This window comes from Agrobacterium sp. T29 (genome assembly GCF_006970545.1).
Classification (GTDB): Bacteria; Pseudomonadota; Alphaproteobacteria; order Rhizobiales; family Rhizobiaceae; genus Agrobacterium; species Agrobacterium leguminum.
On record NZ_CP040641.1, the window covers coordinates 1,266,951 to 1,292,468 of the forward strand.

Sequence of the window (25,518 nt, forward strand, 5' to 3'; positions counted from 1 at the left end):
GGTCAGAGCGGTGCTTCAGCGATAATCTCTTCCGCTTCTTCGAAGGTCATCGCCATCACTTTCGCGCCGATCTCGAAGCCGAAGCCGTTGCGGGCGAAAGCGGAGAATTCCTTAGCCTTGCGCTTCTCGTCCAGTTCGACACGCCGAAACGGCCCGAAGGCGCGTTTGCGGGCGAAGATGACGGCTGCGACCAAATCATCGGTCTCCTGAAGTGCGGCGGCGGCCGTTTCCCGTGCGATACCCTTGATCTGAAGTTTCTGCGCGAGCCCGCGTTTCGATTTGCCGCTGCGCTGGCCGCTTCGCACGGCGATTTCTGCATAGGCGGTGTCGTCGAGTGCCTTGATGCCATAAGCGAAGGTCACGGCAAATTCGCCAAGCGCCTTCACCTGTGCCGGGCTGATATCCTCGAATTTTTCCCGCGCCTTGCGCATGATGGCGTCGCGCAGCTGCTTTTCCGTCATCATGCGCTGTTCCAGCCGGTAGAGCGCAGAATTGCGCGCCCAGGACAGCATCCGGCTGGTGGGCTCGACAGCCGGCGCGTCGCCGTCCACGGCCATGTCGTCGGTCAGGAAGGGGCTGGAATCGTCGTTCATTCCGCTTTTATAGCGCGGTGAACCCGTCTTGCCAGTTCCTTCCCGGCCCGTTTCCTCCGGTTTTTCAGTAGCTCAGGGCGTTTGCGCGCCGGTTGCGGCGACATAGACCGAATAAAGCGATTTCGTCGCGGTGATGAACAGGCGGTTCTTTTTCGGGCCGCCGAAGGTGAGGTTCGCGACCGTCTGCGGCACCTTGATCTTGCCGAGGAGCGTACCTTCGGGGGAAAAGCAGTGAACGCCATCGCCGGCGCTGGTCCACAGGTTGCCGGCCGTATCCAGACGGAAGCCGTCCGGCAGGCCATTGTCGAGATTGCAGAATTCCCGGCCGTTGGTGAGCTTCACGCCATCCACCACGTCGAAGACGCGGATATGGCGCGGGCGGGAGACATCGTGACTGTAGGAACTGTCGGCGACGTAGAGCTTTGTCTCATCAGGCGAAAACGCAAGACCGTTCGGCTGCATGAAGTCGTCGATAGCGGCCGTTACCTCTCCTGTCGCGGGATCGAGCCGGTAGACATTGCGCGTCTTCTGTTCGGGTTCCGCTTTGTAGCCCTCGTAATCGGAAAGAATGCCGTATGTGGGATCGGTGAACCAGACGCTGCCATCGGATTTGACCACCACGTCATTGGGCGAGTTCAGCCGCTTGCCGCCGTAGCTGTCGGCAAGAACCGTGATCGAGCCGTCGAATTCGGTGCGGGTGACGCGGCGGCCGCCATGTTCGCAGGAAACGAGCCGCCCCTGCCGGTCGCGGGTATTGCCGTTGGTGAAGTTGGAGGGCTGGCGGAATACCGAGATCCCGCCGTCCGGCACCCAGCGTAACATGCGCTCATTCGGAATATCGCTGAACAGCAGGCAATTCAGATCGGCAAACCACACCGGGCCTTCGGCCCAGCGGCAGCCGGAATAGAGCTCTTCCAGCTCGGCATTGCCGACGATCAGATGGCGAAAGCGGTCATCGTGGATTTCGTAAGGGGAGGTCGTGTCTATGGTCATGAGCGTGGTCCGCTTGGGGGCTTGTCGTTATGGGTTCAGCGCGTGGCCTTGGGGCCGCTTGCCAGAAGAATGACGGAGATGATGATGAGGCCGGTGAGGATGAGACGGATGCCGGCGCCGAAACCGTAAGTATTCAGCATCGACACCACCAGGAACATGAAGAGCGAAGCGCCCCAGATGCCGGGCACATTGGAATCCCCTCCCGCCACCGCCGTTCCGCCGATGACGACGACAGCAATGGACATCAGCAGATATTCCGAGCCCATGTTGAGCGCAGCACCGCCGGAGAAGCTGGCGAGCAGGTAACCCGCGATGGCAGCAAGCACCGCGCAGAGCACATAGGTGACGAAACGTGCGCCGTCCACGGGAATGCCGGTCATGCGGGCGGCAAAGGTGCTCTGGCCGATGGCGGAAATCCAGCGTCCGTAAAACGAGCGGTCGAGCAGCAGCCAGGCGATGACCGAAAGCAGCAGGGCCACGAGGGCGACGTTGGGAATGCCGAAGAAACTTGACGTGGCGAATGTGGCCAATGTTTCCGGCGGCTTGATGCGCAGGCCGCGGTTCGACCAGATGGCGATGGATTGCACGATGAAGCTCATGGAGAGCGTCGCGATGATCGGCGGGATGCGCAGGAGCTTGATCAGCGCATAATTGCCGATGCCGATGGCGATGCCGATCAGAATGGCGATCAGCAGTCCGGGCAGGATAAGTCCGTCGGACACATCCATGAATTTGAGCGCCAGCGTGCCTGACAGCGTCATCGTGGCGGGAACGCAGAGGTCGATATTGCCCGGCCCGAGCGTGATGACGAACATCTGGCCGATGCCGACGATGACCGAAAAGGCCGCGAAGGTGAGTGCGGCATGCGACAGGCCGAAGGAGCTTGCGCCGCCGGTGAATAGCACGGTGACAATCCAGACGACCGCCGTTGCGGCAAAGGACCAGATCCATGGTTTTCTGGTGAGGGAAGAGAGCCCGTTCATTGGTTTTTCTCCCGCTTTTCAAGACGGTTGAGCAGGATGCGCAGCGCCAGCACGATGATGAGGATCGCCCCCTGCGCGCCGATCTGCCAGTCCGGCGAAATGCGCATGAAGGAGAGGAACGAACCGGCGAGCGTCAGCGTCAGCGCGCCGATGACCGCGCCGATGGGCGATATCCTTCCTCCGACGAATTCGCCACCGCCGAGGATGACACCGGCAATCGAGAGCAGCGTATAACGCAGCGCGATGTTGGCGTCGGCCGATGTCGTCAGCCCGACAAGGGCGATACCCGAGAGTACCGCGAAGAAACCGGCCAGCGCAAAGGTGGCGGCGCGAATGCCGACGACCGACCAGCCGGAGCGCTCGACCGAGCGGAAATTGCCGCCGACACCGCGCATCAGCACACCGAAAGAAGAGCGCATGACGATGTAATGGGCGACGACCGCGATCAGGATGCTGGCGACGATGGCGATTGGCACGAAGGGCGGTTTTGCCGTCATCAGCGCCCGGATGAAGGCGGGGGCCTGGCCGCCGGGCGAGGGAAGAATGAGAACGGCGAGGCCGCCCCAGACGAAGCTCATGCCGAGCGTGACCACGATGGAGGGCAGGGCGCGGATATGGATGATGGCGCCCAGCAATGCATAAACCGCAATCGCACCGGCAAAGATCGCAATACCGAGGATGGGCGTGGTTTGCAGGAAAGTGGCGGTCACACAGGCGCAGAAACTGACGAAGGTGCCCATCGACAGATCGAGATCGTTGACCGACATGATCAGCATCTGCGCAATGGTGGCGAGCGCAATCGGCACCGCCAGATTGAACAGCAGGTTCATGCCGGTATAGCTCATGGCGCGCGGCTGCATGTAAAAGACGGCGGCGAGCAGGAAGGCGAGCGAGGCGGCGGGAATGATGAGGCGGAGCGCGTTTGCCGAGAGTTTCATGCGTGGTCTTCTCCGGCAAAGGAGGCCGCCAGCACATTCTGCTCGGTAATATCGTCGCCGACGAGTTCCGCCTGGATGGCGCCGTCGCGGAACACATAGACCCGGTCGCAGAGACGGATTTCATCCATTTCGGTGGAGTACCAGATGAAGGTGCGGCCGTGGGAGGCTTCGGTTCTCAAGATGTCATAGACCTCCTGTTTGGTGCCGATATCGACGCCGCGCATCGGGTCGTCCATCAAGACGGTGCTGGCGGTGGTGGCAAGCGCACGGGCGAAAAGCACCTTTTGCTGGTTGCCGCCGGAAAGGGAGAGGATCTTGTTGCCCATGTCGGGCGTGCGGATTTCGATGCGCTTTTTCCATTGCACCCCAAGCTCGGTTTCCTTGGCTCTGTCCACCATGCCTGCGGCTGAAATATCCCTGAGCGAGGCGATGGAGAGATTTTTCAGGATGCTCCACAGCGGGAAGGTGCCGTTCAGGCTACGGTCGCCCGCCACGAAGGCGATATCGGTCTTGCGCGCGGGCAGCCAGCTATTGTTGCGGGCAAGATAAAGATCGAGAAGCGCTTCGGTCTGGCCATGGCCGCCGAGACCGGCAAGGCCGACGATCTCGCCGCGAAAGGCCTCGAAGGCAAGGCCTTCGCCCCGGCGTGCCGGCATGGAAAGCACCTTCTCGCCGGCCTTGCGGCTTTCACCCCGCCGCCTGTCCTGTTCCTTGACGACGCTGCCCATGGCCTCAACCAGCGAGCGGGTGGTGAAGTCGGCGGCCTTCCGGTCGGCCACCACCCGGCCATCCTTCATCACCACGATCCGGGTGGCCGTCGAAAGAATTTCGCCGAGAATATGCGAGATCAGCAGAACCGAGCCGCCCTCACGCACGAAACGGCGGACATAATCCATCAGCTGCTCGGCAAGACCGGCATCGAGCGAAGAGGTAGGCTCATCGAGGATCACCAGTCTCGGTGCGTGCGGTATGCGGCAGAAATTGATGGCGATTTCCACCATCTGCCGTTCGGCGATGGAAAGTTCGGCGACGGTCAGCTCGCAATCGATGCCGTGGCCGGGGAAAATTTCATCCAGTGTCTGGCGGATCGTCGTCAGCGCACGGCCGCGCCAGTTTCGCCCACCCGTGGCGGCATGCATGATGCGGACATTTTCGCTGATCGTCAGGTTCGGGCAGAGCGACAGTTCCTGAAACACGCAGCGAACGCCGTTCGCGCGCGCGGCGGCAATGCCGTGGCGGTTTTCGTTGCCGCCATAGGAAACGGAACCCTCATGCGGCGTCAGCCCGCCATTGATGACGTTGACGATGGTGGACTTTCCCGCGCCGTTATGGCCGACGAGCCCGAGGCATTCCCCCGTGCGGATGACGAGATCGGCCCCATCCAGCGCCCTTACCGCGCCGAACACGACCTTCACGCCGCGCGCAGCGACGACCTCTTCCGCCTCGATGATGTCATTCATGAGCAACTACGCCAGTGATGTGAAAAAGTGATGTGAAAATCGGATAATATGGTGGCTATTGCGGCGCCCGTTCCGGGAGCGCCGCAATAGTGAGGCTTAAAGCCGATCCGGCCTATTTGGCCGATGCGATGGCCTTCTCAGCATCTTCCTGTGAATATTCCACATTCGCCACGCCGCCCTTCTGGGTCGTCTTCAGGTTTTCCTCGAGATTGGCCTGGTCGATGCGCAGGAAGGGTACGGTCAGGTCCTTCTTCACATCCTTGCCGTCGAGGATTTGCTGCGCCACCCAGAAAGCCAGCGTCGAGACGCCGGGCGCGATGGAGACGGACATGGTCTCGTAACCGCTTGCGTCCTTCTGCTGTTTCCACCATTGCAGCTCGTCTTCACGGTTGCCCATGACGATGGTGGGTGTCGGGCGCTTGGCGGCGGCGAAAGCCTGTGCCGCACCATAACCGTCGCCGCCCTGCGTCACGACAGCCGCGACTTCTGGAAGGCTCGGCAGAATGCCGGCGACGGCGCGCTGCGCCACATCCTGCGCCCAATCACCATTGACCGAACCGACGATCTTGAACTGCGGGTTCTTGGCGACGCCGGCGGCGATGCCGGCGTGGATTTCATCGTCCACCGAAACGCCCGCGAGGCCACGGATTTCGAGCAGGTTGCCGCCCTTTGGCATGGCCTTGGCGAGATAGTCGATCTGGCTTTCGCCCATTGCCTTGAAATCGACGGCGATGCGCCATGCGCAGGGCTCCGTGACGATGCCGTCGAAGGATACGACGGTGATGCCGGCATCGCAGGCTTCCTTCACCGCGCCGTTAAGCGCGGTCGGCGAAGCGGCATTGATGACGATGGCGTCGTAACCCTGAAGAATGAGGTTCTGGATCTGCGCGGCCTGTTCGGTCGCCTGGTTTTCGGCGGTGGTGAAGGCGTCAGCGGCGGCGACCTGCTTGTCGGCAACCGCCTGCTTGGTGATCTTGTCCCAGCTCGTCAGCATCGCCTGACGCCAGGAATTACCGGCATAATTGTTTGAAAGCGCGATTTTTTTGGCCGACGTATCGGCATGAGCGGTGATCGGCAGAGCTGCGCATGCGACAGCGGCCGATGCCAGAAGCATCTTCCTGAAAGCCATTTGATTTCCTCCCTCGTGGCTTGCCCTTTTCGAGCCCGGAATCCTCGCACGCCGCAAATCTCCTCGGCGGCAGGTGGAATTCCTTTGCACTGGAGCTCCTTTCCCCAGTAGAAGCGAGAATGACCAAGAAGATTTGGCTTGTATAGGCGGATCGCGGCAATCTTCCTGCGGGTTTCCGCAGAAAGCTTGCGGGAACCCGCAGGACGAAACGCCACTGCCGGGCGCAGAATGGATGATGCGGCGCCCTTGGGGTTGAATCTTGCCGCGATGGTCGAAGGCAGGCGCTTGGGAGGGCGTCCGCACATGCTGGATACGCCGAAAAGCGCTCTTTTTCATCATTATATGGGCATTTCGCGGCTGCTTGCCGGGCAGCTGGAATTTAATGCCATCATCCAGGCGGTCGCCACCGAGATCAGCCATATCATCCCGCATGACCATATGGATGTCTGCATCAAGCAACTGGATGACAAATATCACATCGCTTATGAGAGTGGCCTCGTCAGCGCCTGGAGCCGGCAGCCGCCCGCCCTTTTGACCGGTAGTCCGATCCGGACACTGCTGTCAGGCGAGGTGGAATACCTCTTGAGCGGCGACGCCTGTTCCGATCCGCGCTTTCATTTCGAAGGGTCGTTTTCAAGCCCGATCATCGAACTCAACCTGCATAGCCGCCTGCATGTGCCGATGAAGGTGCATGGCGATATCATCGGCGCGCTGAGTTGCTCCTCCCACGGGTCGGACGCCTATACGATGGAGGATGTGGCGAATGCCCGCGCGGTCGCGGATTTGCTGGCGCCCTATTTCTACGCCATCCGCGCCGCCGAGCAGGCCAAACGCTCCGCCATCGAGGAAGCGCGCGCCAATGCCCGCGAGGAGGGCCTGCGTTTAGGCGCGCTGCAATTGACCGAGGCGCTGGAGGCCGAGCGGCAGCGCATCGGCATGGATTTGCACGACCAGACGCTGGCGGACCTGACGCGGTTGGCGCGGCGCATCGAGCGCATGAGCCATACCCCCGACCTGTCAGGCGAGATGCTGGAGCCGGTGGTGCGCAGCCTGCAGCATTGCATGCAGGATTTGCGCGAGATCATTGAGGAGGCGAAACCCTCGATCCTGCAATTGTTCGGCGTCGTTGAGGCCATCGAGACCTATGTGGACCGTTCCGTGCGCGATAGCGGATCGGCAATCGACTGGTCGGTGACGGATGAGACGGACGGGCTGGTGGAAAGGCTGGACAAGACGGTGGCCATCTCGCTGTTCCGCATCGTGCAGGAGGCGGTGAACAATGCCATTCGCCATGCCCAGCCCGAAGCGATTGCCGTGAAACTGACCGCAATCGACGGCGGGTTGCGGGTGACTGTCAGCGACGACGGCAGCGGCGGCGGCGAAGGCGGGGCCTCCGGCGGCCTCGGCATCGGCAATATGAAGACGCGGGCGCGGCTGATTTCGGCGAAATTCGATATTGGCGGCAATGGCACGGGAGCGGGAACCCGCATCACCGTCACCTTGCCGGCAGGCGCTTTCGACCGGCGGGAGGAGTTGTGACATGGACGTGCTGATCGTGGAGGACGATGCGCTGCACCGCGCCTATCTGAACGAGGCGGTGCGTGCCGCGCTGCCGGAATGCGACAAGGTTCTGGAGGCGGCAAACGGCAGAACCGGCGAAAAGCTCGCGCGGGAAAACCGGGCCGCCCATATCGTCATGGATTTGCAGATGAACGAGCGCAACGGCATCGAGGCGGCACGCACCATCTGGAAGGAAAGGCCGGATACCCGCATCCTGTTCTGGTCCAACTATTCCGACGAGGCCTATGTGCGCGGTGTCTCCCGCATCGTGCCGGAGGGTGCCGCCTATGGCTACGTGCTGAAATCCGCCTCCGACGACCGTCTGCGGCTGGCGCTGCGCAGCATCTTCATCGAGGCGCAATGTGTGATCGACCGGGAAGTGCGCGGCCTGCAGGAAAAGAGCCTCGGCAAGGCGCATGGCTTTACCGATTCCGAATATGAAATCCTTGTCGATGTCGCTCTCGGCCTCACCGACAAGGCGATTGCGCGCCGCCGCAACCTGTCGCTGCGCAGCGTGCAGAACCGGCTGCAAAGCCTCTATGAGAAACTGAACGTGCATCAGGCAGCCGGCGATGACGAGGCGGAAGGCCGGTATAATCTCAGAACCCGCGCCGTTACCGTCGCTTTCCTGCGCAAGCTGTTGAATTACAGCGCGCTGGAAAGGGCCGAGCGGGAGTTGGCGGAATGGGCGGGCAGCCGCTGATCCTCAGGGCAGGAAGGCAAGCAGCCGTCTTTCATCCGCCCTGAGGCCGGAGACGGGCTTTGCCCCGACCTTCAGGATACGGCCAAGCTTTTTCTGCGCTTTCTCTTCCGTGGCGATATCGAGGACGGCCGGGTGCACATAGCTCTTGCGGCAGATGGCGGGCGTGTTGGAAAGCTCCGCCGCTGCTGCCTGGCACATGCCTTTTATGCTCGGTTTTTCACCCGCCGCCACATGTTCCATCGCGTTGCAGAAGGCGGCGAGCGTTCCGCCCCATGTGCGGAAGGTCTTGGCTGAAATACCCTGACCGCCGATACGGGAGAGATAAGCGTTGAGATCGCTGGAATCGACCGAATGCACCCGGTTTTCACTGTCCTGCCAGACGAAGAGTTCCTTGCCGGGGAGATCGGCGATTTCCTCAAGGATTTTCTGAAGGCGAGGGTGGCGCAATTGCCGTTTCACCTTCTGTCCGCCCTTGGCGGCAAACCGCAGCTCGATGGTTTCACCGAAGGAGACGTGCCGCTTGAGCAATGTCGTTGCGCCATAGGTGCCGTTGGTTTCGAGATAGGAGCGGTTGCCGACGCGCAGATAGGCGGCATCAAGCAGCAGCGTGAGCGCCGCGAGCGTCATTTCCTGCCCATGATCCTGTTTTTCGATATCGGCGATGGCGCGGCGGCGGATGGCGGGCAGCGCCTTGCCGAAGCTTTTGAGCTGGAAGAATTTCGTCTCACCCCGGAGCGCATGCCAGTCGGGATGATAACGATATTGTTTTCGCCCGCGGGCATCGAAACCCGTAGCCTGGAGATGCCCTGATGGGTCGATGCATATCCAGACGTCTTTATAGGCGGGCGGCACGCCGAGTGCCTTGATGCGTTTCAGTTCGACGCTGTCGGAGAGAAGTTCGCCGCCCGGAAGGCGGTAACAGAAACCGCGTCCGCGTTTCTCGCGGGAAATACCCGGCTCCTGATCGTTGACATAGGCAAGTCCGATTTTGGCAAGAAGGCGGGTGGGCGGTTGTGGCATGGTTTTTTCCGGCAGGTTTCACGCTGCGGCAAACGAAAAACAGGCCACCTTCGTTCCGGCGGCCTGTCGTTCCAGTCGTGAGTTTTCTCAGCCGGTCTTTTTAATCAGCCGGCCTTGGCGATCCGCAGAATCTGCGATTCACCGCCGCCGCGCTCTTCGGTTACAGCATAGATCGCGCCATCCGGCCCGACCTTCACGTCGCGAATGCGTGCTTCCAGCGGCAGCCGGCTTTCGGTGGCGACCCTGTCGCCATCGATATGCAGGATGACGAGACCCTGACTTACCAGACCGCCGACGATGAAAGCGCCCTTCCATTCGGGAATCTGGTCGCCGTCATAATAGGCCATGCCGGAGGGGCCGATGACCGGGTCCCAATAATAAACCGGCTGTTCCATGCCTTCCTTTGCGGTAACACCTTCGCCAACCGACCTTCCGCTATACTCGACGCCATAGGTGATGACCGGCCAGCCGTAGTTCAGGCCGGCTTTCGGCATGTTCAGCTCATCGCCGCCGCGCGGGCCGTGTTCCACGGTCCAGAGCCTGCCTTCTCCGTCCAGCGCTGCCGCCTGCAGGTTGCGGTGGCCATAGCTCCAGATTTCGGGGAGGGCGTTCTGTTGGCTGGCGAAAGGATTGCCTTCAAAGGCCTTGCCCTGTGTATCGATGCGGAAGACCTTGCCAAGCCCGCTCGACAGGTCCTGCGCCTGCACGCGCGGCTTTGAATCCGAACGTTCTCCGACGGTGACGTATAGCTCGTTGCTCGGCCCGAAAACGAGGCGGGAGCCGAAATGTTTGTCGCCGTCATAGGTCGGCATCTGGCGGAAAATCACCGAGACATCTTCCAATTTTGCCGCGTTGCCCTCCTCGGTCAGTTTCGCCGAGGCTACCGACGTGCCGTTGCCGCCATCGCGCGGTTCGGAGAAGGAGAAGAAGATGGTGCGCGACGTTTCGAAATCGGGAGCCAGCGCAATGTCGAGAAGGCCGCCCTGCCCGTCGGATGCCACCTCAGGCACGCCCGCGATCGCCGGGCCGGCCTTGCCGTCGGCGACGATATGGATGGCGCCTTCCTTGGCTGCGACGATCATGCGGCCATCGGGCAGAAACTCCATCGACCACAGATGCGGCAGGCCGTCCGCGATCACGGTTTTTTCGACGCTTGGCTGGGTGGCGGCCTGCGGCGCGCGGGTCTGGCCCTCAAAAGCCGGTTTCTGATCCGGCGCATTCGGCCGTTTCGTTTCGGCAGCCGGGGCCTGGGCCTGCGCAACACCGGCAAGCGGCAGGGCGAGCAGCGCACACAGGATCGTCGAACTCAGAAATCGGTTGGTTTGGAACATGGGTCTCCCTTCCATCGTTTACATCAGGCGGAGAACCATTTGGGGAGGATTTCGTTTCCTGCGATAGTTTCAAGAAAACTTGATCACTCCGTGTGCAGGCGGCACGCTCTTTTCTCATCCATGCGAATTCATAAGGAACCGCAAGGCGCAAGCGACGTTTGGGCTCTGTTATACGGAGAGCGCCATGCAGATCATCGACAACAAGACCATAGACGGGAACAGAACCAAGCCGATCCTCAACGTTGCGGAATTCTGCCGGCGTTACCGGCTGGACAAGGCCGAGGAAACCCGGCTCAGAAAGCTGTTCGGCGAGTTCGCCTCGCGGCACGAGCTTTTGATGAATGCGCAGCGAAAGCCGAGCTTCCGCTAATCACTCCTCCGGGTCGAGAGATTTTCCGAAGATCATAAAGACATCATAACGGGTGTTCTTGCCCATTATCTGGTGCGAAGGCTTGCGAATGCCCGGCATCGGCTCGGCGCGCAGGGGCCATTTCAGAACCACCCGCCTCGTCGCATTCTCCAGCGCAGCTTCCATCAGCTCCACCTGATCCGGGTCGGAGCCAACCAGTTCTCTCAGCACCCGCATCTCCTTTTTCACCAGCGCCGTATTGTGGCGCGGCGGATGCATGGGGTCGACAATCACCACCTCCGGTGAAAGCTCTTTCAGCAACTGGCGTGAATCTCCGTGAAGCAGCGTCATGCGCGCCGCCGCCTCGGCATAGGCGCCGCCCGCCTCCAGCGCGCGGCGAATGCCGTCCGCAAGATGGGCATGCATTCCCGGCGAGCGTTCGATCAGCGTTACTTCCGCTCCCAGTGAGGCCAGCAGAAAAGCGTCGCGCCCGAGGCCTGCGGTCGCATCCACGATTTTCGGCGTGCGGCCCTTCGTGAAACCCGCGGCTTTCGGCAGGGCCTGTCCGCGCCCCTCGCCGGAGCGGAAACGATGTCCGACTGCACCGCCGACAAAATCTACTACGAAGCTTTCGTCTTTTTCTTTCATCGCAGGCCTCAGAAGGGGCAGGGCACGGTATAGGTGACGTCGCGGCCATCGGGATGGCGGAACCCGACCTCCTGCGCATGCAGCATCAGACGCGGCGCGGCGGCAAGCGCTTCGCCCTCGGCATAAAATTCATCGCCGAGAATGGGGTGGCCAAGCGCCTTCATATGCACCCGCAATTGGTGGGTGCGGCCGGTGAGGGGGGTCAGCGCCAGCCGCGTTGCCGGAAGCGGCAATCGCTCCAGCACCCGCCAAAGGCTCTGCGCCGGCTTGCCGTTCTCGTGGTCGACCCGGTGGCGTGGCTTGTTTTCGGGATCGATGGCGAGCGGCAGGTCCACTTCTCCCGCTTCTCCGGCAACCTCTCCCCAGACAATGGCGATATAGGATTTGCGCGTCTGGCGGTTTTCAAACTGCGATGCAATCGCCGCATGCGCCTTGCGGTTCAGGGACATCAGCACGATGCCGGAGGTGTCCTTGTCCAGCCGGTTGATCATCAGCGCTTTCGGAAACTGTTTCTGCACCCGCGTCATCAGGCTGTCCGAAAGCGCCGGATCGCGCCCCGGCACAGATAAAAGCCCGCTTGGCTTATCCAGCACCAGCAGATCGTCGTCGCGGTGCACGATGGTGAGCCAGGGGTCGAGTGGCGGATGATAGACGGGGTTGGAAAGCTCGGATGACATGTCGCTTCCTTAGCACGAATTGCGCATTCGGACAGGCGCTAGAGCATTTCCAGGAAAAGTGGACCCCGGTTTTCCGTCCGGAAATGCGCCAAAATAAAGAGTTAGAGTGTTTTCGCGATTCGAAGAAAAGCGAAAAAACTCTATTCGGGAATGTGGAGATTGACGCGTCCGCTGGTCAGGTCGCTTAAAAGCCGGGTGAGCCGTTCGGCTTCCTCCGCCGGAACCGAAAGCAGCATATCCGCGCCGGTTCCGGTGAAATCTTCCTTTTCCACCCGCAGGTTCTGTGTGGCGGAAAGGCGCGATTTCACCAGCGCCAGATCGGAGAAGGGGCAGCTCAAAATCGCGCTGACATAAGCGATGACGGGCGAGGTTTCTCCAAGCCGGAGACACGCTGCCGCCGTGCCGCCATAGGCGCGCATGAGACCACCGCTGCCGAGCAGGATGCCGCCGAACCAGCGGATGACGAGAACGGCGACATTGTCCAACGCCTGGCCGTCGATGGCCTGAAGGATCGGTTTCCCGGCCGTGCCCGAAGGCTCGCCGTCATCGCTGAAACGATAGGTCTGGCCGCTTCGCCATGCCCAGCAATTATGATTCGCGTCGGGATCGGAATGCGCCGCTAGAAAGTTTTTCGCATCCTCTTCGCCCGTCACCGGCGCGGCAAAGGCGATGAAGCGGCTTTTCTTGATATCCTGCGAAAAGGTGACGGGTCGGTCGAGCGTGAACATGGGCGTTTCAATATCGCATATATTCGCATGCGGAAATCGGTATAAGGCTCGCAATGGCGAAGATGGCGATGGAGAGGGTTTTGAGCGAGGCGAGGCAGGTCGCGATTATCGGCGGCGGACCGGCGGGGCTGATGGCGGCCGAGATGCTTTCGGCCGCAGGCCATGCCGTGACGGTGTTGGAGGCGATGCCGACCGTGGCGCGTAAATTGTTGATGGCCGGAAAATCCGGTCTCAACATCACCCATGCCGAAGATTACGACAGCTTCCGTCACCGGTTCGGCGATGCGGAGCCGAGGCTGCGCGCCGCTCTCGATGATTTTACGCCGGATATGCTGCGCGACTGGGTGCAGGGGCTGGGGCAGGAAACGTTCGTCGGCACCTCGGGCCGGGTGTTTCCCACCGTCATGAAGGCCTCGCCGCTGCTGCGGGCATGGCTTGCCCGGCTGGAGGCGCAGGGGGTGACCATCAGGACGCGGCATCGCTGGACGGGTTTTTCCCGCGAGCACCTGGTTTTCGCGACACCGGAGGGCGAGATCACCATCAAGGCCGATGCCGTTCTTCTGGCGCTCGGCGGCGCAAGCTGGCCGCGTCTCGGCTCCGATGCCGCATGGGTTCCGGCGCTGGCGGAAAAAGGCGTGGCGCTTTCCCCGTTCCGCCCCGCCAATTGCGGTTTCGACGCTGACTGGAGCGATATCTTCCGCGCTCGTTTTGCCGGTGAAGCGGTGAAATCCACTATCACCATTTCGCCAGCCGGAGCCTTTCAGGGCGAATTCGTCATCACGAAGCATGGTATTGAGGGCAGCGTGATCTATGCCCATTCCGCCGCGCTACGCGACCGGCTGGAAGAGGCGGGCAAAGTGTCGCTCGCAATCGATCTTGCGCCGGGACGTACGGTGGAACGCCTCAGCCGCGATCTGGCGAAACTCGGACGGAAAGAGAGCTTTGCAAACCGCATGCGCAAGGCGGCCGGCTTATCGGCGGTGAAGGTCGGGCTTCTGCGGGAAATCTTTCCCGATATCGCGGCCATGCCGGATGAGTTCGTCGCCGCGAGAATAAAACATGCGGAGATACCGCTTTTGCGGACGAGACCGATTGCTGAGGCAATTTCATCTGCCGGTGGCGTCGCATGGAGCGGCCTTGATGAAAGCTACATGCTGGAAAAGCTCCCCGGCATATTTGCTGCCGGGGAAATGCTGGATTGGGAAGCGCCGACCGGCGGTTATCTCTTGACCGCCTGTTTCGCCACCGGCAAGGCCGCCGCAAAGGGCATGGCCGCGTGGCTTGAAGGCTCAGCCTGACAAGCGTTCAGCCGTGCCTGCTTCCTCACCATGTGCGGTCCTGACGAGGCAACGCATGATGGCATCGGTGGTGACGGCGCCAAGCGGTTTGCCGTTTTCACCGACGACTGTGGCGCTGCTGACATTTTCCCGGACGAGGGCGCGCAGGCCCTCTTCAACCGTCATATCCGCATCGAGCTGAAGGCGGGACTGGCCGGCAAATTCCGGCTGCACCACGGCGCCAAGGCGAATGACGCGGCCGCGATTGACCTCTTCCACGAAGGCTTCGATATAGCTGTCGGCCGGAGACATGACGATTTCGGCCGCCGTGCCCTGCTGGATGATCTCGCCGTCGCGCAGAATGGCGATCTTGTCGCCCAGCCGCAGGGCCTCATCGAGATCGTGGGTGATGAAGACCACGGTTTTTTTCAGTTCCTTCTGCAGTTCCAGCAGCACCGTCTGCATGTCGACGCGAATGAGCGGATCGAGCGCCGAATAGGCCTCGTCCATCAACAGGATTTCGGCATTGTTGGTGAGCGCCCGCGCCAGACCAACACGCTGCTGCATGCCGCCCGAAAGCTGGTTTGGATAATGGCTGGAGAAACCTTCCAGCCCCACGCGCCTGATCCAGACCTCTGCCCTTTCTTCGCGCTCGCGTTTGTCGACGCCCTGCACCTCGAGGCCATAGACGACGTTTTGCAGCACGTTGCGGTGCGGCAGCAGCCCGAATTTCTGGAACACCATCGCCGTCTTGTGGCGGCGGAATTCCAGCAGATCCGCTTCGTTGAGGCGACACACGTCCGTGCCGCCATAGAGGATTTCGCCGGCGGTCGGGTCGATCAGCCGGTTGACGTGGCGGATCAGTGTCGATTTGCCGGAACCGGAAAGGCCCATGATAACGGTGATCTGCCCGCCCGGCATGGTGATGTTGATATCGCGCAGGCCGAGCACATGGCCATGTTTGGCGTTGAGATCGGACTTGGACATGCCGGCCTTGACGGGTTCGACATAGTCGGCCGCTTTGGGGCCGAAAATCTTGTAGAGGCTGCGAATTTCGATCGATTGACTAGCCATGCGCCACTTCCCGGTGTTTTTGCAGGCGAAGGCCATAGGCCTGGCTGATGCGGTCGAAGATGATGGCGATGCCGACGATGGCAAGCCCGTTGAACACGCCGAGCGTGAAATACTGGTTGGCGATGGCCTTCAGCACCGGCTGACCGAGGCCCTGAACGCCGATCATGGAGGCGATGACGACCATGGCGAGCGCCATCATGATGGTCTGGTTGATGCCGGCCATGATGGTGGGCAGTGCGAGCGGCAGCTGCACCTTGAAAAGCTTCTGGCGCTTCGAAGAGCCGAAGGCGTCGGCGGCCTCCAGCACGTCGCGGTCGACCATGCGGATGCCGAGGTTGGTAAGCCGGATCATCGGCGGAATGGCATAGATGACGACGGCGATGACGCCGGGCACGCGGCCGATGCCGAGCAGCATGACGACGGGAATGAGATAGACGAAACTCGGCATCGTCTGCATCACGTCGAGAACGGGATTGACCACGCTCTGCAGGCGGTTGGAGCGCGCCATGGCGATGCCGATGGGCAGGCCGACGACGATGGACAGCACGGCGCAGACGAAGATCATCGAGACCGTCTTCATCGTGTCTTCCCACATGCCGAACCAGCCGATGGCGAAGAGAATGCCGCAACAGAGCGAAACAATGGTGGCGCTGCGGCTGCCGAACCAGGCAAGCGCGCCGACAATAAGAATAACGACCGGCCAGGGTGCGCCGATCAAAAGCCTTTCCGCCCAGATGAGGAAGCTCTGAAGGGGGGTGAACAATCCCTCGATTGCGCCGCCATAGGTTCGGGTGAAAGCCCGGAACCCCTCGTCGATGACTTTTTTCAGCGCGCGCAGAGCATCGTCATTCATGGTCGGAAATTTGAAAAGCCATTCCATATCCTGTTCTCCATGACGAACCGGAGGCGGGGATCGATATCCTCCGCACTCCGGGAGTAAAATCGTCAGAGCGCCGCGCATCCGTCAGGACACAGGGCGGAACGCTCTGTTGAACCGGCGCATCGTCACCGGAAAGCCGGGAGGCATTCCAGGGCCGATGCGGGCGCGGCGTCGCCGCTGGCGGACGCCGTTTGCCGGGCAGATATGCAGGGACCGGCTTTTAAAGGGCGGCCTTGACCTTTTCCGCGACGTCGGGAGATACCCAGCCCGTCCACAGCGCTTCGTTTTCCTTCAGGAAGTGCTTGGCGCCGTCTTCACCGGTCGCCTGGTTGTCCGTCATCCAGGCAATCAGCTTGTTGACCGTGTCGTTGGTCCAGGCGCGCTTGTTCAGATAGTCCATGGCCGGGCCGGCACGATCGGCGAAGGTCTTGCTCACCAGCGTCTGCACGTCATCCACCTGCCATGCGTTCGGCTTCGGGTCCGCGCAGTCGGCGACGGATGTGCAGCGCTTCCATTCAGCCGCATCGTAGTCGGCGCCGAAGCCGAGCTTCACCATCTCATATTTGCCGAGCAGCGAGGTGGGCGCCCAATAATAACCGACCCAAGGCTGCTTGGCTTCGTAAGCCTTGGCGATGGAGCCGTCGAGGCCCGCGGCGGAGCCGGTGTCGACGAGGGTGAAGCCGGCCTTTTCACCGCCGAAAGCCTTGAAAAGCTGCGCGGTGACGACAGTGCCGCCCCAGCCCTGCGGGCCGTTGAACACGGCGCCCTTAGACTTGTCTTCGGGCGAGGGGAAGAGTTCGGGATGTTTGAAGAGGTCCGGAATGGTCTTGAGATCGGGATTGGCGTCGGCGACATATTTCGGAATCCACCAGCCCTGGACCGCGCCGTCCGAGAGGATCTTGGCGGCCGCAACGACCTTGCCGCCTTCCAGCCCCTGCTTGACGATTTCCGGCTGCAGGCTGACCCATGCCTCAGGCGCGATATCCGGCTGGCCTTTTTCGGACATGGAGGTCAAAGTCGGCACGGTGTCGCCGGTGACGATTTCGGCGGAGCATCCGTAGCCCTTTTCGAGAATGAGCTTGTCCAGATTGGCGGCGACTTCGGCGGATTGCCAGTTCATGCTGGCGATCGTCACGTTTCCACAGTCGGCGGCATAGGCCGCGCCGCCTGAAAAGGCGAAGCCGGCGGAAAGAATTGTGGCACCCAAAAGTATTTTCATTGTTGTTCCCTCTGGTCGCGGTGTGGCGAAGACCCGGGCGCTGACGGCACCGCGACCGCCAGCACCCTCATTGAGGCTTAATAATTCCTTTGTGGCCATCCCGTTTGCGGCAATTTCTGGCGTATTGAGGATGGCAATTGTCAGGTGAAGGTGCGGTTACAGGAATATATTAGAGAAATTTCTGGCGCGAAGTTGTTGAAATGTCGGAGACTTTAGCCTTTGCTCTGGAATATTTCAGCGGCGATGGAACTTTTTCATTTTTTTGAAAAGCGTGGGAACAATTGGGCGAGGTTTCTGTTCTCTTGGACTTTTATCCTGTTCTGTATTACGGGAGATTTCCTCTCGGTTTTTGTGGTGATGTTGAATGACCAATCTTCGTGCTGCCCCGGTATGGCCGATCGGTGGCGGTGAAACGGGTGAGCTTGTGCGCCGCTTCGACTGGTCGAAGACATCGCTGGGTCCTATTTGCGACTGGCCGCAAAATCTAAGGCAAAAAGCCAATTCAGTCGTCAATTCCCCCATTCCGCAGGTGCTGATGTGGGGCAAGGATCATGTGATGATCTACAATGACGGCTATGCTGAGATCGCCGGCAATTATCACCCGCAGGCACTGGGCGGAACGGTGCCCGGCATCTGGCCGGAAATATGGGACTGGAACAGCCGCATTCTGGAAGCCGGTTTTCGCGGTGAGGTCATGGCCTATCGCGACCAGCCGATGACGCTGATGCGACATGGCGTGCCGGAAGAGGTGATCTTCGATCTGTTCTACACGCCGATCTATAATGAAGGCGGCACGGTGGACGGCGTTTTATGCACCGTGCTTGAAAACACCGACAAGGTGAGGGCGCTTGAGGCGCTGGAGCAGAGCCGCAAGGAACTAAGCCGGCTCACCAATGCCCTGCCCATTCTGGTTGGATATGTCGATCGTGATTACGTTTATAAATTCGCCAATGACGGCTATCTGGAATGGTTTGGCCGCCGCGCCGACGAGGTGATTGGCCGCAGCGTTCCCGAAATCGTCGGCGAGGCGTTTTTCGAGGCCCGCAGGACCTATCTCGACCGCGCACTCAGCGGCGAGAAGATCGTTTCGGATACTGTGATCAGCAGACCGGACGGCAGCACGCGCGCCGCCGAAATCCGCTATGTTCCGCGTTACATTGCCGATGGCTCCATCGACGGCATCTATGTGCTGATTATCGATATCGAGGAGCGCAAGCGCTCGGAGCGGGAAATCCTCATCAGCAACAATCGCTTCCGTGCTGCGGTGGATGCCGTGCACGGCGTGCTGTGGACCAACAGCGCCGAAGGAATGATGCTGGGCGAGCAACCGGCCTGGAGCGCTTTGACGGGTCAGACTCCGGAAGAATATCAGGGTTTTGGCTGGGCGGAAGCGGTTCATCCCGACGACAGGCAGGGGTCTGTCGACAGCTGGAACAAAGCGGTTGCGGAAAAGTCGACCTATATCTGGGAACATCGGGTGCGCCGCCATGACGGCGTCTACCGCACTTTCGCGATCCGTGGCGTGCCGATTTTCGACAAGGCCGGCGCCATTGCCGAATGGGTCGGTGTCCATACGGATGTCACCGAACAGCGGCGGGCCGAAAACACCCTCAAGGAACATGCGAGCAATCTCGAGCGCGAAATTCGTCACCGCATCCGGGCGGAAGAGCAGCTTCGGCAATTGAACGAGAGCCTTGAGGCGCGTGTCGAGGCGGAAATGGCCGAGCGTCGCCAGACCGAAAAGGCGCTACAGCAGGCGCAGAAAATGGAATCCATCGGCCAGCTCACCGGCGGCGTGGCGCATGATTTCAACAATCTGCTGCAGGTGATCGCCGGCAATCTGCAATTGCTGTCAAAGGATGTGATCGGCAATGAACGTGCGGAGCGGCGGCTGGAAAACGCGCTTGCCGGCGTTCATCGCGGCGCAAAGCTGGCCAGCCAGCTTCTGGCCTTCGGCCGCCGCCAGGCGCTGGAGCCGCGCGTCATCAACATCGCCCGTTTCGTAACCGGCATGGACGATCTGCTTCGCCGCTCGCTCGGCGAGGCGATCGAGGTGGAGGTCATCACCTCGGGTGGTCTGTGGAACACCTATGCCGACCCCAATCAGGTGGAGAATGCTCTTCTCAATCTGGCCATCAATGCGCGCGACGCCATGGAAGGACAGGGCAAGCTGACCATCGAGGTCGGAAATGCGGTTCTCGACCGCGATTATGCCCGCAAGCACTCGGAAGTTTCGGCGGGGCAATATGTGATGCTCGCCGTCACCGATACGGGTTCGGGCATGTCGCCGGAAATTCTCGAAAAGGTCTTCGAGCCGTTCTTCTCGACAAAACCGGAAGGCAAGGGCACCGGCCTCGGGCTTTCGATGGTTTATGGTTTTGCGAAACAGTCCAGCGGCCACGTCAACATCTATAGCGAGGTGGGGCAGGGCACGACGGTGAAGATGTATCTGCCGCGCTCCGCCGCCGATGAGGACAGGGAAGTGGTGATGCCGACCGGCCCCGTGGAGGGCGGCACGGAAACCATTCTTGTGGTGGAAGATGACGAGGAAGTGCGCAACACCGTCGTCGAGACCTTGAGCGATCTCGGCTACCGCGTGCTCACCGCCCGTGATGCGCAGGCCGGCTTGACGGTGGTGGAAAGCGGCATTCCGATCGATGTCATCTTCACCGACGTGGTAATGCCCGGACCGTTGAAAAGCCGGGAAATGGCGCGCCGCGCGCAGGAACGGCTGCCCAATCTCGCCGTTCTCTTCACCTCGGGTTACACCGAAAACTCCATCGTGCATGGCGGCAAGCTGGATGCCGGGGTGGAGCTGCTTTCCAAACCCTATACGCGCGAAGCGCTGGCGCGGCGCATCCGCCACGTCATCGCCAACCGCAAGCAGATTTCGCTGTCGAGAGCACGGCCGACATCGGCTCCGGGTTCTTCGAAACTTTCCGAGCCGGTCAGGGCGGTCGAAAATCAAAACCGGTCCATACGCGTTCTTCTGGTCGAGGATGACGAGTTGATTCGGATGAATTCGATGGAGATGCTCTCGGAGAGCGGCTTTGCCGTCGTCGAGGCCGGAAATGCGGCGCAGGCGCTGAAGGCTATCGAAGCGGATCAGATCGACGTTCTCGTCACCGACATCGGCCTGCCGGACATGAAGGGTGGCGAACTGGCGGTGGAGGCCCTGCGCCGCAAGCCGGGGCTTGCCATTGTGTTTGCGACGGGCGACAGCCATTTGCCGGAAGGAGCGCCGGAAAGTGCGGTTCTCTTGACCAAGCCCTATGACGAACAGCAGATCGTCTCCGCCGTTGAACAGGCCCATACGGGCAAGTCGGTGGCGGCCGGATAGGCCGCCTTGCCGCCGGTTCAGTAACCGCGGGCCATGTCGACCGTCTCCGGCAGCCCGCCCGTTTCCCGCCATGTGCGAACATTGCCGGCCACGATCCGGGCCGAACTTTCCCGGCTTGTCGGCGCGGAAATATGCGGCAGGACCGTGACTTTGGGATGTTGCCAAAAGGCGGAAGCGGCGGGCAACGGCTCCTGCTCGAAGACATCGAGAACAGCGTGCGAAAGCCTGCCGGAATCAAGTGCGGCAATCAGGTCATCGGCAACGATGACCGCGCCGCGGGCGAAATTGATGAGTGCCGCGCCCTGTTTCATTGCGGCGAGACGGGTGGCATCAAGAAGACCGCGCGTCGCATCGGTAAGCGGTACGAGGCAGACGAGAATGTCGCTCTTTTCCAGCAATGCCTGCAGTCCGTCATCGCCGGTCAACGTTTCCACGCCCTCTATCGCCTTGGCCGAACGGCTCCAGCCGGTAACGTTGAACCCGGCATGGATGAGGCGCTCCGCCGCAGCCGTGCCGAGCGCTCCGAGGCCGAGGAGACCGACGGTCATCTCGCTGGGGTGGCGGTAGTTCAGCTCCTGCCAGAGCGCCTTTTCTTGGTTTTCGCGATAGGCGGGCATGTCGCGCTGCAAATAATAGGTCCATGCCAGCACGGCTTCGGCCATCACGCGGGAAAGCTCCGGGTCCTTCAGCCGAACGATGGGGGGAGCCTTATCGCCCAGTTCCAGCACCAGCCGCTCGACACCCGCCCACAGGCTGTGGATCCATTTGAGGCCCGGAAGTGCCGCAATATCGGCCGGATCGGGATTGGCGACGATGGCGAAATCCACTGCCCGTCGCTGCTCGCCCGTCAATTCGGAAAAGGAGAGGATGTCTTCCTGCGGCATGGCGGCGCGTAGCGCCTGTTTCCAGACGGCTTCCGTTTCCGCATTCATCCGTGAAACAAAGGCGATGGGTGATGGCATGGGACTGATCCTGCTTGCGATTTTAGCGTCACGCCATCAATGCGCAATTTCGGCGGGCAATACCATGGGTAGAATGGGGGAATTTGTGATTCTTCCGTCATGCCGGATTAGATCAAGCATCCAGCCGCCGCGCGTCTGCGCGGCGCCAAGACTTCTTTTCAGCCCAAGGACTTGGGTTGGCTGGACCCCGGCTCGGGGGCCGGGGTGACCGAGTGTGGATGCAACCGGCCTGTTAAATCTCCACCATTACGCGTCTTCTTTTACCGGCGGCTTCGCATCGCCGTAATAGGCCGAGAATTTCTCGTGATAATGCTCAGAACCGCCGGGGCCGGCATAACGCTGCAATTCCGTCATGTCGGTCTTGTTCAGCACGATGCCGAGCGTCTTGTTGGCGATCTGCGGTTCGTTGGCCATCAGGTTCTGCACCATCTGGATCGGTGTCTTACCCCATTCGGTGACGAAGACGAAACCGTCCACCTGCGGCGCAAAGGCCTTGGCGTCGATGACGGGAACCACGGGTGCAAGGTCGACGATGATGTAATCGCAGGCCTCGCGGGCGGAGTCGATGAATTTGCGCATGCCGGAGGAGGAGAGCAGCTCGCTCGAATGGGCGAACTGGTTGCTGGTGGAAACCGGCAGGATGCCCATTTTCGTGCGCGTATCCACCTTCACCGCCTGCGTCCACGGAACTTCATCGAGCACGACTTCCACCAGACCGGCGGATTGCCGTGTCGTCAACATGCGGCTGAGGCCGGGATTGCGGATATCCGCATCCACGACCAGCGTGCGCTTGCCGGTGGAGGCGATCAGCCCGGCGAGATTGAGCGCCACGACCGACTTGCCTTCGTTCGGCAGGCAGGAAATGACGCCGATGACCCGGCACTGGCGTTCCTGAATGACGACGTCCGCCGTCAGCTTCACATTACGCAGCGTTTCCGCGAAGCTGGAACGTGGGCTGTCCACGGCCAGGCGCAGCATTTTCTGGAACGAAACCTGCCCGCTTTCGTCAAGCGTCGCATTCTCGCCGCCGGGGGTGGCGGCGCTGTTGCCCGCCTTGGCGTTTTCCACGCCCCTTTCACCGATGAATGGCAGGTAACCGAGAAAACGCATACGCAGATTGTCACGCACGTCGTTGCCGGTGTGGAAGAAGCGATCCCGGAATTCGAGAAGCGCTGCGATACCGCCGCCCAGCATCAGGCCGAGAACGACCGAAAGCGCCATGGTCATGGTCTTTTTCGGGCTGGAAGGCGATGTCGGCAGGCCCGCTTCGGAAATGATGCGCGCCTTGGCGATGGGCAGCGACTGCTTCTGGGAAGCTTCCTCGAAGCGGCCGAGATAGGACTGGTAGAGGGTGCGCAGCGCCGTTGCCCGCTGCTCAAGTTCGCGCAGCTGAACCATGGTGATGTTGGCTTCGGAATTGCGGCCAGCCACCCGGTCGATATTGTCGCGCAGCGACTGAACGCGGGAATTGGTGACGTCGTATTCGTTCTTCAGGCTGCCGGTAAGCTGCTGCAGTTCCTGATAGATCTGCCGCGAAACCTCTTTCTTCTCGGCGTCCAGTGCGACCGCCTGCGGGTGATCGGCGCCGAATTGCTGGACGATGCCCTGCTGCCGGTCGGAAATGGTGATGTAGCGTTTGCGCAGATCCTGAATGACCGAATTATCGGTGTCACGCGCGGAAACGACGGCATTGTCGACGGCCGCATCCGGTCCCCGGTCGATGATCGATTTATACTGGTTGTAACGGGCAGAGGCCGTCGCGGCATCGGCCTGCGCGGCAATCAGCTGGCCGTTCAGGTCGGCAAGCTGGCCTTCGGACATCAGCTCGCCGCGCGAGGAGACGATGTTGTTGTCCGACTTGAATTTCTGCACCGCCAGTTCAGCCGCCTGGGCGCGCTGGTTGAGATCGGTCATGCGTTCCTGCAACCATACCGAGGCGCGCTCGCTGGCATCGAAATTGGCATTCAGCTGTTCGGTAAGGTAAGCCTGCGCATAGGTCTTGGCGATCTGCGCGGCAAGCTGCCGGTCGGTCGAGCGGGTGGAGATGGCGATGACCGAGCTGCGGCCGACACGTTCCACCGTCAGCGACTGCTGCAGAACGGCGGCGGCCTTTTCGCGGCGTCCGGCGCGGATTGCGGCTTCGGAAACCGGCGGATCGCCCGGCAGGACGAGATCGAGAATACCGCGCACGGAGGATTTGACGAGTTCGACCGGCGACATCGGCGGATTGACGATGGTGTCGTTCTCATCGAGCCTGGCCTTGTCGACCACTGTCAGCGCCATTTCCTTGGATTTCAAAATTTCCACGGCGCTGGCGATGCGGTTGTCGACGATCTGCGCGGCAGGCACCGGCGATTCCTCTTCCGCGTAGCGGGAAAGGCTTTCATCCAGGAGCACCTGCGTCATCGCGGTGTAAACGGGGGTCGCAAGCACCAGATAAAGTCCGGCCAGAACCACGGCGGCGATGACCGAAGCGGCAATGACATTGGCACGACGCACCACGGCGGCCCACAGGCGGTCGAGGTCGATGAACGTGTCGGAATCCTTGCCGGACTCCGGAAAACCGATATTGGATTTAAAGGTCTTGTGGTGCATGGACCTACCTTGTGAATTAAAATGGTACGCGGGAAGCCGAACAAATGCTCGCCTTCCCGCCTCCCGTTATTGGTGCGCCGGCCGCCTCCCCCGGCGGCGCGATTAAAGTCAGGCCGCCTGGACGCGGCTTTCGTGGTTCGCCACCAGTTCCTTCACCGAAGCGAGAACCTGGGCTTCCATGTCCGCGCGCATCAGCGAGAAGGCGACGTTGGCGGCGATGAAGCCCTGCTTGCTGCCGCAGTCGAAGGTGCGGCCGCTATATTTCTGCGCATGGAAAGACTGCTTTTCGGCAAGCCGCTTCATGCCGTCGGTCAGCTGGATTTCATTGCCCGCGCCGCGTTCCTGCTTGGCGAGAATATCGAAGATTTCCGGCTGCAGGATGTAACGGCCATTCAGGTAATAATTCGAAGGCGCCCTGGATGGTTCCGGCTTTTCGACCATTTCGGTGACGGCGAAGCCATGATTGACCTTCTGGCCGACGCCGACGACGCCATAGGACGAGACTTCTTCCGGCAGGCATTCCTCGACGCCGAGAATATTGCCGCCGACTTCGTCATAAAGCTCCATCAGCCCGGCAATGCAGCCGCGTGCGCCATAGGAAACCATGTCAGGCAACAGCAGGGCGAAAGGCTCCTTGCCCACCAGTTCACGCGCACACCAGACGGCGTGGCCGAGACCGAGCGGCACCTGCTGGCGCGTGTAGCTGACGGTGCCGGCAACCGGCAGCATCTTTTCAAGCTGCAGAACCTGCACGGTCTTGCCGGAGCGGGTGAGCGTGTTGATGAGTTCCGGCGCGCTGTCGAAATAGTCTTCGATGGCGGTCTTGTTGCGGCTCGTCACAAAAATAATATGCTCGATGCCGGCCTGCATGGCCTCATCAACGGCATATTGCACGACCGGACGATCCACGATCGTCAGCATTTCCTTCGGCATCGCCTTGGTGGCGGGCAAAAACCGTGTGCCGTTGCCAGCTACGGGAATGACGGCTTTTCTGACAGTTTTGTTCAGGTCCATCGCGTTCTCCTTCATCAAGGTTTGATCTGTCCCCAGTCCCCGCGC

The 25,518-nt window shown here is 61.0% G+C and carries 22 protein-coding genes; 5 read left to right on the top strand and 17 right to left on the bottom strand.

Going from position 1 to position 25,518, the window contains the following annotated elements; all coding sequences use genetic code 11:
• Positions 1 to 2: 2 nt before the first annotated feature.
• The 6 genes from recX to FGF54_RS20855 all read right to left on the bottom strand — a co-directional run bounded on the left by recX (position 3) and on the right by FGF54_RS20855 (position 6,096).
• Entirely contained in the window at positions 3 to 593 is a 591-nt protein-coding gene (gene recX, locus FGF54_RS20830) for a recombination regulator RecX (RefSeq protein ID WP_142780983.1), read from the bottom strand.
• A 72-nt stretch (positions 594 to 665) separates the two neighbouring features.
• Entirely contained in the window at positions 666 to 1,586 is a 921-nt protein-coding gene (locus FGF54_RS20835; RefSeq protein ID WP_142780984.1) for an SMP-30/gluconolactonase/LRE family protein, read from the bottom strand.
• A gap of 35 nt (positions 1,587 to 1,621) precedes the next feature.
• Positions 1,622 to 2,569 carry an ABC transporter permease gene (locus FGF54_RS20840; RefSeq protein ID WP_003522111.1) on the bottom strand — a complete coding sequence of 316 codons (948 nt, stop codon included), beginning with the start codon at positions 2,567 to 2,569 and terminating at the stop codon, positions 1,622 to 1,624.
• A complete protein-coding gene (locus FGF54_RS20845) occupies positions 2,566 to 3,507 on the bottom strand; it encodes an ABC transporter permease (RefSeq protein WP_142780985.1) in 942 nt (313 codons plus the stop codon). The genes FGF54_RS20840 and FGF54_RS20845 overlap by 4 nt, the downstream gene beginning before the upstream one ends.
• Entirely contained in the window at positions 3,504 to 4,967 is a 1,464-nt protein-coding gene (locus FGF54_RS20850) for an ATP-binding cassette domain-containing protein (RefSeq protein WP_142780986.1), read from the bottom strand. The genes FGF54_RS20845 and FGF54_RS20850 overlap by 4 nt, the downstream gene beginning before the upstream one ends.
• A gap of 112 nt (positions 4,968 to 5,079) precedes the next feature.
• Positions 5,080 to 6,096, bottom strand: coding sequence for an ABC transporter substrate-binding protein (locus tag FGF54_RS20855; protein WP_078053674.1), 1,017 nt, complete (start codon positions 6,094 to 6,096; stop codon positions 5,080 to 5,082).
• Positions 6,097 to 6,399: 303 nt separating this feature from the next.
• Here FGF54_RS20855 and FGF54_RS20865 point away from each other — a divergent pair, with 303 nt between their 5' ends.
• Together FGF54_RS20865 and FGF54_RS20870 are read left to right on the top strand one after the other, a co-directional pair.
• On the top strand, positions 6,400 to 7,635 hold the full coding sequence (locus tag FGF54_RS20865; RefSeq protein WP_142780987.1) for a sensor histidine kinase: 1,236 nt from the start codon (positions 6,400 to 6,402) through the stop codon (positions 7,633 to 7,635).
• A 1-nt stretch (position 7,636) separates the two neighbouring features.
• Positions 7,637 to 8,359, top strand: coding sequence for a response regulator transcription factor (locus FGF54_RS20870; protein ID WP_003522116.1), 723 nt, complete (start codon positions 7,637 to 7,639; stop codon positions 8,357 to 8,359).
• Between the two features lie 3 nt (positions 8,360 to 8,362).
• Here the strand turns inward: FGF54_RS20870 and FGF54_RS20875 are convergent, their stop codons facing one another.
• Both FGF54_RS20875 and FGF54_RS20880 read right to left on the bottom strand, forming a co-directional pair.
• Entirely contained in the window at positions 8,363 to 9,379 is a 1,017-nt protein-coding gene (locus FGF54_RS20875) for a DNA topoisomerase IB (protein ID WP_065657404.1), read from the bottom strand.
• 104 nt (positions 9,380 to 9,483) lie between these two features.
• The gene (locus FGF54_RS20880) at positions 9,484 to 10,710 is read right to left on the bottom strand and encodes a PQQ-dependent sugar dehydrogenase (protein WP_142780988.1); all 1,227 of its coding nucleotides are present in this window, start codon (positions 10,708 to 10,710) and stop codon (positions 9,484 to 9,486) included.
• A gap of 184 nt (positions 10,711 to 10,894) precedes the next feature.
• Between FGF54_RS20880 and FGF54_RS27360 the strand changes: the two genes are divergently transcribed.
• A complete protein-coding gene (locus FGF54_RS27360) occupies positions 10,895 to 11,080 on the top strand; it encodes a hypothetical protein (RefSeq protein WP_003508485.1) in 186 nt (61 codons plus the stop codon).
• Here FGF54_RS27360 and FGF54_RS20890 read toward each other — a convergent pair whose 3' ends face one another.
• The 3 genes from FGF54_RS20890 to FGF54_RS20900 all read right to left on the bottom strand — a co-directional run bounded on the left by FGF54_RS20890 (position 11,081) and on the right by FGF54_RS20900 (position 13,112).
• Positions 11,081 to 11,707: a class I SAM-dependent methyltransferase gene (locus FGF54_RS20890; RefSeq protein WP_020010055.1), complete on the bottom strand. Its 627-nt coding sequence runs from the start codon at positions 11,705 to 11,707 to the stop codon at positions 11,081 to 11,083.
• Positions 11,708 to 11,715: 8 nt separating this feature from the next.
• The gene (locus tag FGF54_RS20895; protein WP_080853886.1) at positions 11,716 to 12,384 is read right to left on the bottom strand and encodes a pseudouridine synthase; all 669 of its coding nucleotides are present in this window, start codon (positions 12,382 to 12,384) and stop codon (positions 11,716 to 11,718) included.
• Positions 12,385 to 12,524: 140 nt separating this feature from the next.
• The gene (locus tag FGF54_RS20900; RefSeq protein ID WP_142780990.1) at positions 12,525 to 13,112 is read right to left on the bottom strand and encodes a YigZ family protein; all 588 of its coding nucleotides are present in this window, start codon (positions 13,110 to 13,112) and stop codon (positions 12,525 to 12,527) included.
• A 53-nt stretch (positions 13,113 to 13,165) separates the two neighbouring features.
• Here FGF54_RS20900 and FGF54_RS20905 point away from each other — a divergent pair, with 53 nt between their 5' ends.
• Positions 13,166 to 14,410 (top strand): TIGR03862 family flavoprotein, encoded by a 1,245-nt coding sequence (locus tag FGF54_RS20905; protein ID WP_142780991.1) that lies wholly within the window; start codon positions 13,166 to 13,168, stop codon positions 14,408 to 14,410.
• Here FGF54_RS20905 and FGF54_RS20910 read toward each other — a convergent pair.
• The 3 genes from FGF54_RS20910 to FGF54_RS20920 all read right to left on the bottom strand — a co-directional run bounded on the left by FGF54_RS20910 (position 14,402) and on the right by FGF54_RS20920 (position 17,562).
• A complete protein-coding gene (locus FGF54_RS20910) occupies positions 14,402 to 15,463 on the bottom strand; it encodes a glycine betaine/L-proline ABC transporter ATP-binding protein (protein WP_142780992.1) in 1,062 nt (353 codons plus the stop codon). The genes FGF54_RS20905 and FGF54_RS20910 overlap by 9 nt on opposite strands.
• On the bottom strand, positions 15,456 to 16,343 hold the full coding sequence (locus FGF54_RS20915) for a proline/glycine betaine ABC transporter permease (RefSeq protein ID WP_035263623.1): 888 nt from the start codon (positions 16,341 to 16,343) through the stop codon (positions 15,456 to 15,458). The genes FGF54_RS20910 and FGF54_RS20915 overlap by 8 nt, the downstream gene beginning before the upstream one ends.
• Before the next feature lie 220 nt (positions 16,344 to 16,563).
• A complete protein-coding gene (locus tag FGF54_RS20920) occupies positions 16,564 to 17,562 on the bottom strand; it encodes an ABC transporter substrate-binding protein (RefSeq protein ID WP_142780993.1) in 999 nt (332 codons plus the stop codon).
• Positions 17,563 to 17,926: 364 nt separating this feature from the next.
• Between FGF54_RS20920 and FGF54_RS20925 the strand changes: the two genes are divergently transcribed.
• Positions 17,927 to 20,902 (top strand): PAS domain-containing protein, encoded by a 2,976-nt coding sequence (locus tag FGF54_RS20925; RefSeq protein WP_142780994.1) that lies wholly within the window; start codon positions 17,927 to 17,929, stop codon positions 20,900 to 20,902.
• 17 nt (positions 20,903 to 20,919) lie between these two features.
• On the opposite strand, the gene FGF54_RS20930 is transcribed toward FGF54_RS20925, so the two are convergent.
• The 3 genes from FGF54_RS20930 to FGF54_RS20940 all read right to left on the bottom strand — a co-directional run bounded on the left by FGF54_RS20930 (position 20,920) and on the right by FGF54_RS20940 (position 25,473).
• Positions 20,920 to 21,864, bottom strand: coding sequence for a glyoxylate/hydroxypyruvate reductase A (locus tag FGF54_RS20930; protein WP_142780995.1), 945 nt, complete (start codon positions 21,862 to 21,864; stop codon positions 20,920 to 20,922).
• A 246-nt stretch (positions 21,865 to 22,110) separates the two neighbouring features.
• On the bottom strand, positions 22,111 to 24,459 hold the full coding sequence (locus FGF54_RS20935) for a polysaccharide biosynthesis tyrosine autokinase (protein WP_059755898.1): 2,349 nt from the start codon (positions 24,457 to 24,459) through the stop codon (positions 22,111 to 22,113).
• Positions 24,460 to 24,567: 108 nt separating this feature from the next.
• Positions 24,568 to 25,473, bottom strand: coding sequence for a UTP--glucose-1-phosphate uridylyltransferase (locus FGF54_RS20940; protein WP_035263633.1), 906 nt, complete (start codon positions 25,471 to 25,473; stop codon positions 24,568 to 24,570).
• Between the last annotated feature and the right edge of the window lie 45 nt (positions 25,474 to 25,518).